The organism is Curvivirga aplysinae (assembly GCF_009711445.1).
GTDB lineage: Bacteria > Pseudomonadota > Alphaproteobacteria > UBA8366 > Aestuariispiraceae > Curvivirga > Curvivirga aplysinae.
Map to the genome: position 1 here is coordinate 1 of NZ_SMMC01000125.1, position 14,652 is coordinate 14,652.

The following is a 14,652-nucleotide window of genomic DNA, read 5'->3' on the forward strand; positions in this document are numbered from 1 at the left end:
TTTTTTAAAACTTTTTACACTTTTTTTGAATTTTCTTTAAAAGGTCAGCTTTTCTGCCGTTTTTTACTCTCACTTTTTTCTAAAAATATACGTTTAAGCATATCACAGCGCGTTTCCACATCGCTAAATAACAAAAAATGCCGGAATCAGACATCTGTTTCCGGCATCTACGCCACATTTTAAAAATATGGTCAGGAATTAATGATCGGATACTTCCATAAACTTGTCATTCAATCCGGTATCATACATCACCCCTGTAGCTGTTAAAGTCACAACTCCACTAGGATCACCATGAGCAAGCCCTTTCCGACCTAATACAACCCATACAGATGGGTTATTAAAACCGGATGCATCTTTTGCCGATACAACATAGGGCCCAACATGTACATGATTACCATGTATATGGGGCAACTTCATTAATGTGACCTCGTCTGACGAATCATTTTTCATTGAAGCCGTCGGATCATTAGCAATAACCTGCGCTAAAGCTAAGGTGCGCAATTGAAGTTTGTTTAGTTTTAAAGGATTCTTTTTCTCCACCACTTTTGAAGTCCTTATTCATTAGACATACCTATTTTTAAATACAGCAGTCTTTTAGTTTCAATTCTATCTATTTTTAATAGTTTCGTAACATTGCCCACTCATAAGAGCGTCAATTCATAAGCGATTTTAAATCGCCAACACATAAATGGAAATGGCAAATGCTACTTAATAAAGTCAAAAACCGGATAGACTTACAACTAGGCATCATCCAAACAGTGATACTTATTCTGATGATGGTACTTCTTTATGGGGCAACAATATATTTACAACAGCAAAATAGTGATCTGCTTGATCAGCGCACATCCCTCATTGAAGATATGAATAGCAATCTGCGCCAAGAAGTTTTTCGACTTCAAGGTAACCTCGTAGATATTTCTAACGGATTAGACATAAATCCTGTAGAGAATTTACTGACCTGGGTGAATGCACAAGAGCCAAAGGTTGAAGTTCTTGATGGTCGAAAGGAAATAAAATCCGTTTATAAAAAGCGAAAAGAAAGACGCGATGTCAGTAAGCCAGGACAAATTGTTGTAAAAGAGGTTAACGGTATCCCAACAATTGGTATGGGAATCTTTGATGGTGAGTCATTTTCAGATAAGGTAAATATATATTATATGCAAAATATGGATCTTGCGACTGTACAGCAACGGGTTGACGAAGCCCGCAAGATGGCCACAGATCCACAATCCATAAAAATACAAATCGCCAAAATAAAATCCCAAATAGCGGATTATGCACTTGAAGCAGAAACGTCACGTAATTCAATCCTTGAATTCGTTGATATTCTTTCCACCAAAGATGAAGAAGTGCTTGCCCACAAATCTTTCACAAGAACAGTGATGCTAATCGTTGAAAGTGGAAGCATATTAATAACAGTAATAGCTTTATTCTTTGCAGGTAAATTCATCGTTACAAACGCATTGGTCACTTTACAAAACACAGCCCGATCCGTCGCCCATGACCTCACCACCGAAATCCCTTATTTAAAACGTAAAGATGAAATTGGATCTTTGGCGAGAGCTATCGAGCGTTTTAAAGAAGCGAATCTTGAGGCCGAAGAACTTCGTGAAGCACAACAGGCACAAAAGGAAAAAGGACGCCAAAAGCTTCAAGAAAGACTAAAAACAGTGTCGGATCGTCTGACTACTGGGATGAATAGTTCATTTAAAGATTTGTCAGGCTTAACTGAAAAACTCAACAAATTGACCGACGACATCTCAAACAGCGCTTCAAAAACCACACAGCAATCTGAAAGTGTTTGCCAACATTCAAACCAAAATGCATCTATCTCCTCTGAAATCGCTGACCATAGTCACACCCTAATTTCGCAAACAGATAATTTGGCAACGGCAATCAACAATCATAAATTGAGAACGCGCAATACCCTAGATCAAACACATGACATCCAAAAACATGTTGCAAATCTAAACGATGCAGCAAATGAAGTAGAAGGTATCGTTAAGATTATCAGCGATATCGCTGATCAAACGAATTTATTGTCATTGAATGCAACAATCGAAGCCTCCCGCGCGGGGCAAGCAGGGGCAGGTTTTGCCGTCGTCGCCAATGAAGTGAAAAACCTAGCTCGTCATAGCGCAAAGTCAGCACAAGAAATCACAGAGAGAGTTAAGCACATAAAAGATATCACTAAAATTACCGTGACAGGTATTGATGGTATAAACGATCACGTCCAAGATTTGCATGAAGCGATGGAAACCTTGACGAATGAATTCACGAACCAAGAAACCCTATGCCAGCAAATTAATGATAAAACCAAATCCAGCTCGACTACAGCCAGTCAATTGAACATAGCAGGCAATGATATGATGCTCGCTACCGAAGATTCTGTCAAAACCACGACACGCTTAGGAGAAACAACAAGAGCAATTCTTGCTTCTATTCAAAATATGCATAAGGAGCTTACGACAACGTTGGAGACCGCAAAAGATAGCAAATAAAGAACTTAATTGATTGCTCCGCTTTCTATCATACTTTGAATCATATTTTGAGATTTTCTTGGGGACATCGCATGCAAATACATCTAAGCTTCGCAGCTAGATAACAATAGGGAATTTCCATGCATAATATGAATTCGGATGACAGCATAGATTATTATATAGAACAATGCAGTTTATCGGAAGAACCCAGCCGAAAAGCTACGGGCATTTTATTAACTCATCTGCGTAACAAGTATGATCTAGAATCTTATCGCAAGTTGGCGGAGAAATACCTCCAAGGAAATTATTCGTATTTCGAGCAAAGTGGTCATGATTATAAATTTTTAAACCTTCCTTATTGGATACATGACAAGACAATCATTTTTTTGAATAGCAATATATCCCAAGAAAAACCCCAAAACATCTTGGATATTGGATCGGGGCCTGGTCATTTCCTAATTGTCGCCCAACTTTTAGGTCATAATGTTCATGGCCTCGATATACCTCACGACTTATATGATGACTTATTCAATTTTTTTAACCTACCGAAAACACTACATTCAATAGAAGCCTTCAAACCCTTGCCAGACTTTGACAGGAAATTTGACTTTGTTTCATCCCATTATGCCAATTTTAATAGCAATAGTTTTATTGGAGACGACGACATACGAGGTCAAGTAGCATGGGATGAAGCTGCTTGGATTTATTTCCTTACAGATCTTAAACAAAACATATTATCGAAGGACGGTATTATTGAGTTCATGCTGAACCCTTTAGAAAATGCGAGGAAGGGATTAATAGGTAGCGATGGAAGTCTTTTAGATTTCTTTGCACAGCGCGGTGCTACTATAAAAAGTAAGCAACACCGAATTATCCGTATCAATAACATCAACGAATTTAATTTGTCACCCTGACTTCTTTTTGTTTCTTTGAATCATAGCTTCTAGAGCATTTAAAAAGTTAGAACGATCCTGCTTCGAAAATGCGGGACCACCTTCTTTTATTGTCCCCATCTCGCGAAGATCTGACTTCAACTCTCTCATTGCCATCGCCATACCAATATTATCTGTGTCAAATGGCTTACCTTTGGCACCTAACACATGGCCACCTTTCTTAAGGCAACGATCTGCCAAAGGGATATCATTTGTTATAACAATGTCATTTGATTGAAGATGATCAACTATCCAATCGTCTGCCGCGTCAGCCCCCTCAGATACCACAACAGATTCTGCAAGCGGATGCATACCAAGGCGCAACCATTCATTAGCCACCAAATATACTTTAAGCTTGTGTCGTTCTGCGACTTTCATAACTTCTTGTTTTACAGGACATGCATCCCCATCAACATAAATTTCCATTAAAGCTACCTCAAAAAAATCTACCTTTCAACTTAACGATCTATCGCAACTTGGCAACTCTCCCTACTTGTTTTACAAATGATTAAGCTTCAAATGAAAAGCCATATAAAATTCTTCTATTTTCAAAAAATGTAATTTTTAGGTAAAGCGGTCTTGCAAAGCCGGAAATCAGAGATTAGAAAGCCATTAATTGGGGGCCTGTAGCTCAGCTGGTTAGAGCAGTCCGCTCATAACGGATTGGTCGGCGGTTCAAGTCCGCCCGGGCCTACCAATGATTTCAAAGATAAAAACATCCCTCCCCCTAAAAATTTGCAATCTGGCATATGGACATGTCTCACCATGTGCTGCTCAATTTAATCATGGATCCAGAATTTCTGATTAATCGCCTCTTCGGCTAGTTTTTCAAAAACATAACAAATCCAACACATATTTTAACTCGTATTGAAAAGAGAAATTTTTAAGCGAGCTTAATTTTATAAATTAGGATAAACTGAAATAAACTTAAACGGGAGGACTTAGATTTATGTTATTAACTCGCTTGATTTATGTAAGTGACCTAAATGCTGATGTCAGCTTCGAAGCAGAACAAATGCTGTCTTCTGCACGTAAACTAAACAAAAGCAATTTTGTGACGGGAGCTTTATGGTTTACCGGTGCGCAATTCATTCAAGTCCTTGAAGGCGGGCGTCATGCAGTTAGCGAAACATATCACCGTATTGCTAAAGACACTCGTCATCAGAATATTGAATTGGTCAGCTGTAATACTGTGGATGAACGTATATTCCAAGATTGGTCTATGGGTTTTTTTGGTGACACGGAAACAAATAGAGCCCAAGTATTAAAATTTTCCGTGACCGATTCTCTACAACCAGAACGCATGACGGCGGACAGCTTGCTTGCGGCATTGCGTAGTCTTGAATTATCCGAATAGCTTAAAACAGGATTAGTCTCACATGCTTTGGATCAACCGTATATGGATAATGACCTTTTTCTTGCTTTATAAAACTGCCCTTGCAAATCCCTTACAACTCTATCCAGAAACGCATTGGTTTGAGATTTATCGCAACGGCAGTCTGGTTGGTAAGCATGAGACTCAATTTGAAACTAAAGAGCAGAAACTGGCTGTTTCTTCAAAAATGCAACTCGACGTCAAGTTTCTTGGCATTACCTTCTATCACTTTGATTATCTCGCCAAAGAAATATGGGAGAATGATGAGCTCCAATCTTTACGTGTCACCGTTAATGATGATGGGAAGACAACGATGATTTCAGCAGACAAGTCTGACCGGGGACTATATGTAGAAACAGGCGAAAATACATATACCTATCCAACGACACTCATCACGACCAATCACTGGCTCGCAAATGTGGTAAAAAACAAATCTGTCTTAAATACGCTGACTGGGAATGTGAATAACGTACAAATTGAGGATCTAGGCTGGGAAGAAGTCGTGATTTCTGATGGTGAAATACGAGCCAGAAGATACGATTATACTGGTGACCTAGAAGATACTTCGGTTTGGTATGACGAAGAAGGCCGTTGGGTAAAATTATCATTCAAAGCCAGAGATGGATCAAAAATTGAATATCTTTGTCAAACTTGCGGTGAGGCTAAGACTATGCTGGAGCCAAACGCATGACTCAAACAAAACCGCACGCCTTAATCACCGGTGGTAATGGTGCAATTGGGGCTGCGCTCGCACGTAAATTGATACAAAAGGGTTATCGTGTCACTATAACAGGGCGTGATGAAAAAAAACTTGCTGCAATCTCTGAAACTCATCCTGATATGAAGCACTTAGTATGTGATGTCACCGATCCTGCGGCAACTGAGAAAATGATTGAAACGAGCTTCCCGGTAGACCTGGCGATCCTCAATGCAGGTACCTATCAACCCGGGCAAACATCTCAAACTACGTTAGAAACGTTCAAACACATGATGGACGTCAATTATTTTGGCGTCATTAATTGTCTCATACCTTTGATAAAGCATATGAAACAACATAGTGGTCACATCGCAATTGTTGGCTCCCTTGCAGGATATATAGGATTGCCAAATGCATCTGGATATGGCGCAAGTAAGGCTGCGATCATCAATCTATGTGAAAGTCTTAAAGCAGAATTACAAGACAGTTTAGTAAGGATTCAACTTATCAGTCCAGGATTTGTGAAAAGTAAACTCACTGATAAGAATAACTTCGATATGCCAGAGCTTTTGGAGCCTGAAGAAGCTGCAAATTTCATTATGGAAGGATTGGACAATAATCGTTTTGAGATATCCTTCCCCAAAAAGTTCGCAAGTAAAATGAAATTTCTAAGAATCTTGCCATATAGCGCTTATTTCTCGTTGATTAAAAAGGTTACAAAATAACATGCATACTGCAATCAAAACGTATATTCATTTATTTGAAAATCTCTCTGAAATACGAATCCAGAAGATGAATGAATTTGTTGCAGAAGATGTAACTTTCAAAGACCCTTTCAATCAGGTATCCAGCCTGCCTGACCTTCAATCCATTCTATATAAAACCCTAAAGGACGTGGATCATCCTACGTTTCAAGTCTCTCATATCTATCAACAAGATGATTCATATATTTTGAAATGGACCTTTAGCGGTAGAATCCCTGTGCTTGGTATGTGGGATTTTGACGGTTTAAGTGAGATCAGCATCAATAAACACGGGAAGATTTGTAGCCATATTGACTACTGGGATGCCTCTGAACATTTCTATATGAGAATACCTGTTCTAGGCTCTTTCATTCGAGCTGTTAGACGCCGTCTGCAGGTCTAACAAAAAAGATACTTACCTGCCCCACTTCAAAACCCCATTTAGTTACAGAAGCACGATTGATTAATACGTCTCCCTCTTGCAAGAACATCCAATCATTAAAATGCACCCTTAGACTTGAATCACCAACTTTCAAATCCAAGTCATAACGCCAATTTAATGCATTACCGGCCACAATACCCTTCGCCGTTCCAATAATGTCATCCGCGGTTCCTGTGTAGTGACCATTTTCTTCTTTTTTAATCGTCCAAATACGCTCGTCACGCTCCCCGTCGTCAAAATAAAATTGCTCGTCTAGGACAAGCACTCCATCTGTAACAGTACCTTGTATCTCGACACGAAATTGACGTTTCACATTCCCGAACCGATCTTCAAAAATACCATATGCCATGGATTTCCCTTCAAAATAACTGAAGAGATCAAACCTCGGTGTAGCATTTTCAAAATCAGAAATTTTCATACTATTACAGCCTACAAGCAAAACGGATAACAGAAATAAGGAGAGCTTGCGTATCATTATATTCTCTTTTCCAAAGCAAGATTTAACGCGGCATGTGTGTCTCGTGTTAAGGGGAAATTCCACATCAACCCAACTGCCAATAATTTTAATACGATTGGTAAAACCGCATAGATCACAATTAAAGCCATATATCCTGTTTGAGGCTGCACATCTGATCGATCCAATGACAAACCAAGATATTCTAATAAAGGAAAGGCAATCCCTACAGCGACACCCAATGACAGTTTCGTGGACATACTCCAATTCGAAAATAACGTTGCAGTACGATCAAACCTAAAACGATAACGATCCCAATCAGCACAATCCGACTGGATTGAAGGCGGCAAGGATAAATCACTACCTAATGTGAAGCCTGTAGCTGCACAGATCAATCCGAATACCAAAATGTCGCCCGTGCCTAAAAACGGAACAAACATAAAAGACGCGCAGGCAATTAACATAGAACAACACCAAACTTTGTGTTTATCCATATGTTTGGCAATTGATAGCCAAACCGGTATTCCAATAATTGCAAATAAGAAATACATAAATATTAACAAATACTTATCTATATCTTCCAGCTGTAGAACATAAGTCAGGTACAATGGCAAACAAACCGCAGGAAAACCATTTGCCAGACCGTTAATGAACCAAGCTGACAATACCCGTAAAAACAGTGCATTTTTGTAAGGAAATTTAAGAGAAGGCAATTTTCCTGACTTATAGGCTTCTGGTACAATGGATAAAGTGACCAAAAATAAAAAGGCACCAATAATAAAAGTGAACCAAGCTAAAAACTGAAAGCGATCCAGTTCACTAAAATCCGTCAAAAACAAAAGTATTAAGCCAACCGATAAGATACCGGCAAGCCCGATTCCTTCTCTTAATCCATTGATCTCATTGCGATCGCTGTAATTATCATAAAGTTCTACGGACCAAGCCAGATATGGAATCTGAATAATCGTCCAACCCAAATAAAGTAAACCACCCCAAAAAGCTAAATAGAATGCAGAGCCGTCTAAATCGGGAGAAAACAAAAATATCAAAGCAGGCCCAGCAATAAGTCCACCTATCGCCATGGGAAGTTTTCGGCGGCCAAACCTTCGTGGAATACGGTCCGTTGCAAATCCAACCAAAGGATCATTAACAACATCGAATAAGCGCAATCCAAACATCACCCAACCCACGGTCGACAAACCTAACCCGACTGTCTCTGCATAAAAGGTAGGCAGTAAAACAAATACAGGTATAGTAGGAAATGCCAACGCAAAGGCCGGAAGTGCATATAGAAGCTTAAGCCGGTTTTCGAATCTTGAAGAGGCCAACATCAATACTTCCCTTCATAAATCCTGCTTCACAATAGGAGAGGTAATAGAGCCACATGCGTTTGAATCTTTCATCAAAGCCCAACGGTTCTATCATATCCCAATTGGATAAAAATGCTTTTTGCCAAATAGCACAAGTTCTCGCGTAGGACCGCCCGAATAATAAACTATCCTCCACTTCCAACCCATGATTCTTTATACTCTCAGATAAAGCTTGTCGGCTTGGCAACAAACCGCCTGGAAAGATGTATTTTTGGATAAAATCTACATTTTTCCGATATTGTTCAAAGCGATTATCATCAATCAAGATCACTTGTAACAACGCAATGCCACCAGGCTTCAAACGATCTTGGATCGTTCTGAAATAGGTAGGCCAATATTCATGGCCAACTGCTTCAAACATCTCAATTGAGACAATTTTATCATAAGTCCCGTCCGTGTCTCGATAGTCAGTCAAAGAGGCGGTAGCTTGATCATCAATTTGATGACGCTGATAACGCTCTTGCGCATAAGCAAGCTGTTCAACAGAGAGCGTTACTCCGTGAATGTTACAGCCGTATTCCTTCGCTGCAATCTCGGAAAAACCGCCCCAACCACAACCAATCTCAAGGATGTTTTCTCCCTGTTTAAGTTCAGCCATATCTGCGATTTTTCGATACTTTCGAAGCTGCGCATCTTTGATATCATCTGTTTCACTTTCAAAAAGAGCAGACGAATATGTCATTGTTTCATCAAGCCACTTTTCGTAAAAACGATTACCTAAATCATAGTGAAATGAAATATTCTTTTTCGATCCATCTCTGGAATTAGCATTGCGCATATGCCCAAGACGCAACATGATCTTTTCAATAAAATTACCTTTCTTTTCAGGTGCCAAAACCGTTCCGTTACTCAAAGCAAAATCAAACAATTCTGTTAAGTTCGGTGTTTCCCAATCACCTGCCAGAAAACTTTCTGCAAAGGCTAATTCTCCTTTTAAGAAGAAAACACTAATCGGTTTATAATTTCTAAGGATAACCGATGCATTCGGGCCTTCTCCCAACCGACCTTTAAAGTGCAAGGCTTCTCCGTTTGGAAGTTCCAACGTTAAAGAACCATATTCCAACTTTTTGAGAAGTTTCTTCAAAGGTCGCATCCATAGGCTCTTAGAAATCACCATGGATTTTGGCAATTCACTACTAACCGGATAGGAAGGATTAGTTAAATCAGTCATTTACAAATCTTTCTTGGGGCTGGTTGCCATATGCAATATGAGTCATTTTATCTTTTGGGGGATTAGGTCGTTCTACTAACTTCACGCCTTTACGCCAGAGGTGCAAGGCTTCCCAGTGAATGCCAGCAACCACTTTAAGTGTCATTAAAGGATAGCGCAGAATCATTTTGAAAATCGCAAAGTTACTGAATTTTTCAGCTTTACCTGTAAAGGCAGCTTTTAACAAAGGTCCCAATTTATCATGCTGGTTGATTAACACTGCAATAGTATCTTTGGGTGGATGGATTGTGAAGTGATAGCTTGCATCCATCTCCATAAATGGCGACACATAAAATTTTTTCTCACAAATTTGCTTAATGCTGTCTTTTTGATCTTTGGAAACCTCTATCACATAACTATGACGCTGTTTAAATGTATTTGTCACTTCATAGATGATTGCGGACATTTGACCATTATCATCGTAACAAAAATATATACTCAAAGGATTGAAAACATACCCAAAAATTCTAGGATAACACAATAACTCAACACGCCCTTCGCCAATTTCAATATTGGCATTTGCAAGTGTCTCAACCACATATGAGCGTAAGTCACGATTGTTTCCAGCGCCAAAATCCCTGTTATGAAAGCTCAATAAATTCCATTTATTAAAGCTAAACAACCACATCTTATTGCTTAACTTCTCCAACTCATCCAAGTCGAATAAAAAACTACAAACTCGATATCTTAAGAGGTGCTTCTTGGGCTTGAATCTCACATGTAAAACACGCCCATGATATAATCGACTATTCCATTCTCCCATCACGCGGCATCCTTCTCGTCAAGATTGGGCATGTTAGGGAACAAGTGAATACGCCCCGATTCATCCGGCACATTCCAAGGCCTTTTTAACCCGCCTAGTTGTTCTGCAACCGCAAGACCGGATTGCAAAGCATCTTCATGGAAGCCATAGCCAAAATAGCTGCCACAATACCAAATTCTTTTTGTCCCCTGCAAATTCCAAAGAAGTTTTTGAGCTGATATCGCATTCCGGTCGAAAACAGGATGATGATAAAGAAAACTCCTGATCACACTTCCCTCTCTTGGCATACGAGTTGGATTAAGGGTCACAAAATAGTTTTTATCCGTTACAAGATTCTGCAAACGATTCATCCAGTAGGTGACGCAAACATTTTCTTCTTCATCAATAGTTTCACGTAAATAATTCCAACTCGACCAAGCACGCTTGGTTTTCGGCATTAAACTTTCGTCTGTATGTAGATGCGCAATGTTGGGTTGATATTGGAATTGTTTGAAAATTCGTTGTTCCGCGCGATATTCATCGGGCAGTATCTGTGCTGTTTGATCTCCATGCGTTGCAAGCACAACATGATCGAACTCTTCGACCTGACCATTTCGGTCACGAATGTAAGATTTATTCGAATCATTCCATACAGCTTCAATAACACGATTCAATTTGATGTTATCCGCATAAGGTTCTGTGATCTTTGCCACATATTTTTTACTGCCGCCGTTAACAGTTCGCCATTTTGGGCGATCGGATACCTGAAGCAAACCATGATTATCGCGAAAGCGAATAAAAGATTCTAAAGGATATTGCAGCATTTTATCCATAGGAGTGGACCAAATCGCAGCCCCCATAGGTAAAATATGATCCTTGATGAAACTTTCTGAATATCCATTACGCTCTAGATAATCGCCTAAAGTCAGAACCTGCAAGGACTTATCTACTAGAACCTGATCTGTTTCGCGATAAAACTTTAAGATATCAAACATCAACTGCCAAAATTTGGGCCGAAATGCATTACGTCTTTGAGCAAGCATTCCCCAAAGATCTGTGCCGCTATACTCGAATTTACCTTGTCCAATTGAAACCCCAAAGGACATATCTGTTTCATTGGTTTCAACATCAAGATAATCAAACAATGCTATGAGATTTGGGTAGTTCTTCTCATTGTAAACAATGAACCCGGTATCCACATGACAATCTCCTGCATCCACAGTATTAGAATGCCCACCTATTCGATCATCTTTCTCAAATACAAAAACATCATGCTTTTGAGAAAGCAACCAAGCCGCTGACATCCCAGCAACTCCTGTTCCAACGACACCGATTTTCAATTTTTTTTCCATCTTTGATAGAACTTCCAGTTAATTTGAATCTCGCCTTCATTACGCTTAAGAATACACAATAGATCACTTAAAGATGTTTTTTTTTGTTTTTTTTGCAAATATCGCGTTATAGTAATAAAAATGTGATCCAAATAATCATGCCAACCGTAACGATAGAAACAATCATGATACGGAAGGCTCTTAACGTGCAGGAATTAGCTATTTCGAAGAAAATGAAATCAGATGCGAACTCGAAATCTAGTGGGCTTGAATCCGCCCAGATGACTTCCTTGTTGAAGCTAGTCGCTAATCAAGACAAAGAAGCATTTAGTACCTTGTTCGATTATTTCGCCCCCCGTGTCAAAGCTTATATGTTTAAACTTGGAAGTTCGGAAACAATGGCAGAAGAAATGGCTCAAAAGACGATGCTGCAAATCTGGCAAAAAGCTAATCTATTCGATGAAACTAAAGCAGCGGCAAGCACTTGGATTTTTAGAATTGCTCGTAATTTGCGTATTGATGAATTACGTAAAGAGAATCGCTTTGAGTATGATGAACATGATTTCGCTTTAACACCAGATTTGAGTGATAACGCAGAGGTAATTTTAGACAAAGCACAGCATGCTTCCATTATTCAAAAAGCTCTTCTTCACCTAAAGCCCGAGCAGAAAGAAGTGATAGAGCTGTCATTTTATCAAGGCCTCAGCCATTCTCAAATCGCTGATAAACTTGTTTTACCGCTTGGCACTGTGAAGTCACGTATTCGTTTGGCATTTTCAAAATTAAAAGAACAAGTAGAGGTGTTGAGATGAGCAATATCCACCACCACCTAACAGATACGACGTTACTTGCATATGCTGCAGGAAATTTAGCTGAACATATGTCCTTGGTTGTTGCTACTCATTTGGCTATGTGCCCATCTTGCCGCAATCGGATGGAAGAGATGGAAGCATTAGGTGGAGTAGAGCTGTGTGCGAGTGAAACAATGATCATGGCGAACCACTCAAAAGATGCTCTTTTTGCTATGCTAGATCAACCATCAGCAGACCAAAAGCCAATATCAGTATCCAAAAGACCAACCGCAGGATCGTTCCCATATCCCTTACAAGGGTTTTTGCCTGAAAATTTTGAAGAAATTCAGTGGCGAAATATGGCTCCCGGGATCAAACAGTTTCCTCTTGAAAATATTCAAGCCGGGCGTGGTACAATTCGTCTTTTGAAAATCGCCCCCGGCATTACGATTCCAGAACACGGTCACGGCGGCACAGAATTGACCTTGATTCTGAAGGGCTCATTTAGTGATGAGATCGGACGTTTTAAACCAGGTGATATTGCTGATCTGGATGAAGATACAGCCCATCAGCCTATTGCAGACACATCAGAAGACTGTATTTGCTTGATTGCAACAGAGGCGCCTTTGAAATTCAATAGCCTTCTTCCGAAAGTCATGCAGTATTTTGTAGGTATGTAACAAGAAGTATTATTGTCCTTGCCTACATTATATTACCCTTATAAATCAGTGCGATATATAAGACTTCAAGGGTTACAGGAGTTGGACAATTTCCATTTGGAGGAATTTTTGAGGTAGATATCTCAAATTCAACGCCACCACAATTTATCTACATACTCAAACGGATAAAATGATCGTCCTTTATTCCAAATAAAAAACCCCGCTGATTGAGCGGGGTTTTTATATTCCTATGAAGGAAACTTAAGAAGATTTGGATTGGATATAGTTTTCGATACCCATCTTCTCGATCAAACCAAGTTGTTTTTCCAACCAGTAAGTATGATCATCCTCTGTATCTTTCAGAAGCTCTAACAAGATTTGACGAGATACGTAATCCTGCTCAGCCTCACAAAGCGCAATCACCTTTTTCAAGGCCTGACCAACTTCCAATTCATAAGATAGGTCATTTTCCAACATAGCCTTTACATTATCACCAATGCGAAGAGCCGCACGTGCAGCCACATTTGGCACACCTTCAAGGAACAAGATGCGTTCAATCAATTTAGAGGCATGGTCTAATTCTTCTTCTTGTTCATGCTTCAAACGTTCATAAAGTTCTTCCATGCCCCAATCTTGGTACATACGGGAATGAACGAAATATTGATCCGCTGCGCTTAATTCATGTGTCAAAAGCCCGTTAAGAGCATCGATTACTTTAGTATTGCCTTTCATAACTGGGCCTCCTTAAGTTTGAGATTGGATATAGTTTTGCATTCCTTGTTTTTCCATTTGCCATTGCTGAACTTCCAGCCAATCAAGGAACTCTTCTTCATCTTCTAGAATCTCATCTAGAATATCACGTGACACATAGTCAGATTCTTTTTCGCAAAGCGCAATTGCTTCGCGTAGCAAATCCAATTGTGGTGTCATAAAGTCCATCTCACATTGGATAATTTCCGCTGTGTCCTGACCAATACGTAACTTACCAAGGCTTTGCAGATTTGGAAGGCCTTCAAGGAATAGGATACGTTCAATTAGCTTATCCGCCTGCTTCATATCCTTAATGGACTTCTTGTATTCAGCCTTACCAATATCTTCCATGCCCCAGTCATTAAACATACGGGAATGTAAGAAAGTTTGGTTAATGGAAATCAATTCATTTCCCAACACTGAATTCAAGATAGCAATAACGTCTGAACTACCTTTCATCATTTCTCTCCTAAACTAGGGATTTCGATCCTGATCGTCCTGATCTTTCTTTTATCGATCTTATAATTTTGGACTTCGATCCTGATGTTATATTTCTGTCCTAATCACATTTGGCAAGACCGATCCCCAGAAGTTATAGACGTTTAAGATTTTGACTCTAAAAAGCCCAAGACTTCGATCCTGAATAATTATTATTGGGGTATCGATCTTGTGAAAT

The 14,652-nt window shown here is 39.5% G+C and carries 17 protein-coding genes and 1 tRNA gene; 9 read left to right on the top strand and 9 right to left on the bottom strand.

Translation table 11 applies throughout. From position 1 onward, the window contains the following. Positions 1 to 198: 198 nt before the first annotated feature. Positions 199 to 417: a hypothetical protein gene (locus tag E1160_RS03715; protein ID WP_328597115.1), complete on the bottom strand. Its 219-nt coding sequence runs from the start codon at positions 415 to 417 to the stop codon at positions 199 to 201. A gap of 284 nt (positions 418 to 701) precedes the next feature. Between E1160_RS03715 and E1160_RS03720 the strand changes: the two genes are divergently transcribed. Together E1160_RS03720 and E1160_RS03725 are read left to right on the top strand one after the other, a co-directional pair. Further along, positions 702 to 2,501: a methyl-accepting chemotaxis protein gene (locus tag E1160_RS03720; protein ID WP_155153656.1), complete on the top strand. Its 1,800-nt coding sequence runs from the start codon at positions 702 to 704 to the stop codon at positions 2,499 to 2,501. Positions 2,502 to 2,620: 119 nt separating this feature from the next. Next, positions 2,621 to 3,394 carry a class I SAM-dependent methyltransferase gene (locus E1160_RS03725; RefSeq protein WP_155153657.1) on the top strand — a complete coding sequence of 258 codons (774 nt, stop codon included), beginning with the start codon at positions 2,621 to 2,623 and terminating at the stop codon, positions 3,392 to 3,394. Here E1160_RS03725 and E1160_RS03730 read toward each other — a convergent pair. Further along, entirely contained in the window at positions 3,386 to 3,838 is a 453-nt protein-coding gene (locus E1160_RS03730; RefSeq protein ID WP_155153658.1) for a YaiI/YqxD family protein, read from the bottom strand. The genes E1160_RS03725 and E1160_RS03730 overlap by 9 nt on opposite strands. Positions 3,839 to 4,032: 194 nt before the next feature. Here E1160_RS03730 and E1160_RS03735 point away from each other — a divergent pair. From E1160_RS03735 to E1160_RS03755, 5 genes are all read left to right on the top strand, one after another. Further along, positions 4,033 to 4,109, top strand: a tRNA-Ile gene (locus E1160_RS03735). 252 nt (positions 4,110 to 4,361) lie between these two features. Then, a complete protein-coding gene (locus E1160_RS03740) occupies positions 4,362 to 4,769 on the top strand; it encodes a BLUF domain-containing protein (RefSeq protein WP_155153659.1) in 408 nt (135 codons plus the stop codon). Positions 4,770 to 4,791: 22 nt separating this feature from the next. Then, the gene (locus E1160_RS03745) at positions 4,792 to 5,478 is read left to right on the top strand and encodes a DUF6134 family protein (protein ID WP_155153660.1); all 687 of its coding nucleotides are present in this window, start codon (positions 4,792 to 4,794) and stop codon (positions 5,476 to 5,478) included. Then, a complete protein-coding gene (locus E1160_RS03750) occupies positions 5,475 to 6,209 on the top strand; it encodes an SDR family NAD(P)-dependent oxidoreductase (protein WP_155153661.1) in 735 nt (244 codons plus the stop codon). The genes E1160_RS03745 and E1160_RS03750 overlap by 4 nt, the downstream gene beginning before the upstream one ends. A gap of 1 nt (position 6,210) precedes the next feature. Next, a complete protein-coding gene (locus E1160_RS03755) occupies positions 6,211 to 6,630 on the top strand; it encodes a DUF2358 domain-containing protein (protein ID WP_155153662.1) in 420 nt (139 codons plus the stop codon). Here the strand turns inward: E1160_RS03755 and E1160_RS03760 are convergent. Genes E1160_RS03760 through E1160_RS03780 form a run of 5 tightly spaced genes read right to left on the bottom strand, consistent with a single transcriptional unit; the run spans position 6,608 to position 11,797 of the window. Then, a complete protein-coding gene (locus E1160_RS03760) occupies positions 6,608 to 7,144 on the bottom strand; it encodes a DUF3833 domain-containing protein (protein ID WP_155153663.1) in 537 nt (178 codons plus the stop codon). The genes E1160_RS03755 and E1160_RS03760 overlap by 23 nt on opposite strands. Beyond that, on the bottom strand, positions 7,144 to 8,454 hold the full coding sequence (locus E1160_RS03765) for an MFS transporter (protein ID WP_155153664.1): 1,311 nt from the start codon (positions 8,452 to 8,454) through the stop codon (positions 7,144 to 7,146). Before E1160_RS03765 ends, E1160_RS03760 begins: the two co-directional genes overlap by 1 nt. Then, positions 8,420 to 9,664, bottom strand: coding sequence for an SAM-dependent methyltransferase (locus E1160_RS03770; RefSeq protein WP_218048702.1), 1,245 nt, complete (start codon positions 9,662 to 9,664; stop codon positions 8,420 to 8,422). Before E1160_RS03770 ends, E1160_RS03765 begins: the two co-directional genes overlap by 35 nt. Continuing rightward, positions 9,657 to 10,466: a DUF1365 domain-containing protein gene (locus E1160_RS03775; protein ID WP_155153665.1), complete on the bottom strand. Its 810-nt coding sequence runs from the start codon at positions 10,464 to 10,466 to the stop codon at positions 9,657 to 9,659. The genes E1160_RS03770 and E1160_RS03775 overlap by 8 nt, the downstream gene beginning before the upstream one ends. After that, complete coding sequence (locus tag E1160_RS03780; RefSeq protein ID WP_155153666.1) at positions 10,466 to 11,797, bottom strand: NAD(P)/FAD-dependent oxidoreductase; 1,332 nt, start codon at positions 11,795 to 11,797, stop codon at positions 10,466 to 10,468. Before E1160_RS03780 ends, E1160_RS03775 begins: the two co-directional genes overlap by 1 nt. A 137-nt stretch (positions 11,798 to 11,934) precedes the next feature. Between E1160_RS03780 and E1160_RS03785 the strand changes: the two genes are divergently transcribed. Both E1160_RS03785 and E1160_RS03790 read left to right on the top strand, forming a co-directional pair. After that, a complete protein-coding gene (locus E1160_RS03785) occupies positions 11,935 to 12,588 on the top strand; it encodes a sigma-70 family RNA polymerase sigma factor (protein WP_235914037.1) in 654 nt (217 codons plus the stop codon). After that, positions 12,585 to 13,247: a ChrR family anti-sigma-E factor gene (locus E1160_RS03790; RefSeq protein WP_155153667.1), complete on the top strand. Its 663-nt coding sequence runs from the start codon at positions 12,585 to 12,587 to the stop codon at positions 13,245 to 13,247. The genes E1160_RS03785 and E1160_RS03790 overlap by 4 nt, the downstream gene beginning before the upstream one ends. A gap of 240 nt (positions 13,248 to 13,487) precedes the next feature. Here E1160_RS03790 and bfr (E1160_RS03795) read toward each other — a convergent pair whose 3' ends face one another. Together bfr (E1160_RS03795) and bfr (E1160_RS03800) are read right to left on the bottom strand one after the other, a co-directional pair. Further along, complete coding sequence (bfr, locus tag E1160_RS03795; RefSeq protein ID WP_155153668.1) at positions 13,488 to 13,958, bottom strand: bacterioferritin; 471 nt, start codon at positions 13,956 to 13,958, stop codon at positions 13,488 to 13,490. Between the two features lie 12 nt (positions 13,959 to 13,970). Continuing rightward, positions 13,971 to 14,435, bottom strand: a complete 465-nt coding sequence (gene bfr / locus E1160_RS03800; RefSeq protein WP_155153671.1) for a bacterioferritin — start codon at positions 14,433 to 14,435, stop codon at positions 13,971 to 13,973. Positions 14,436 to 14,652: the final 217 nt, after the last annotated feature.

Coding starts and splice junctions, on each gene's coding strand:
- E1160_RS03715 (WP_328597115.1), bottom strand. CDS start 417: ATGAAGTTGCCCCATATACATGGTAATCATGTACATGTTGGGCCCTAT.
- E1160_RS03720 (WP_155153656.1), top strand. CDS start 702: ATGCTACTTAATAAAGTCAAAAACCGGATAGACTTACAACTAGGCATC.
- E1160_RS03725 (WP_155153657.1), top strand. CDS start 2,621: ATGCATAATATGAATTCGGATGACAGCATAGATTATTATATAGAACAA.
- E1160_RS03730 (WP_155153658.1), bottom strand. CDS start 3,838: ATGGAAATTTATGTTGATGGGGATGCATGTCCTGTAAAACAAGAAGTT.
- E1160_RS03740 (WP_155153659.1), top strand. CDS start 4,362: ATGTTATTAACTCGCTTGATTTATGTAAGTGACCTAAATGCTGATGTC.
- E1160_RS03745 (WP_155153660.1), top strand. CDS start 4,792: ATGCTTTGGATCAACCGTATATGGATAATGACCTTTTTCTTGCTTTAT.
- E1160_RS03750 (WP_155153661.1), top strand. CDS start 5,475: ATGACTCAAACAAAACCGCACGCCTTAATCACCGGTGGTAATGGTGCA.
- E1160_RS03755 (WP_155153662.1), top strand. CDS start 6,211: ATGCATACTGCAATCAAAACGTATATTCATTTATTTGAAAATCTCTCT.
- E1160_RS03760 (WP_155153663.1), bottom strand. CDS start 7,144: ATGATACGCAAGCTCTCCTTATTTCTGTTATCCGTTTTGCTTGTAGGC.
- E1160_RS03765 (WP_155153664.1), bottom strand. CDS start 8,454: ATGTTGGCCTCTTCAAGATTCGAAAACCGGCTTAAGCTTCTATATGCA.
- E1160_RS03770 (WP_218048702.1), bottom strand. CDS start 9,664: ATGACTGATTTAACTAATCCTTCCTATCCGGTTAGTAGTGAATTGCCA.
- E1160_RS03775 (WP_155153665.1), bottom strand. CDS start 10,466: ATGGGAGAATGGAATAGTCGATTATATCATGGGCGTGTTTTACATGTG.
- E1160_RS03780 (WP_155153666.1), bottom strand. CDS start 11,797: ATGGAAAAAAAATTGAAAATCGGTGTCGTTGGAACAGGAGTTGCTGGG.
- E1160_RS03785 (WP_235914037.1), top strand. CDS start 11,935: ATGCCAACCGTAACGATAGAAACAATCATGATACGGAAGGCTCTTAAC.
- E1160_RS03790 (WP_155153667.1), top strand. CDS start 12,585: ATGAGCAATATCCACCACCACCTAACAGATACGACGTTACTTGCATAT.
- bfr (WP_155153668.1), bottom strand. CDS start 13,958: ATGAAAGGCAATACTAAAGTAATCGATGCTCTTAACGGGCTTTTGACA.
- bfr (WP_155153671.1), bottom strand. CDS start 14,435: ATGAAAGGTAGTTCAGACGTTATTGCTATCTTGAATTCAGTGTTGGGA.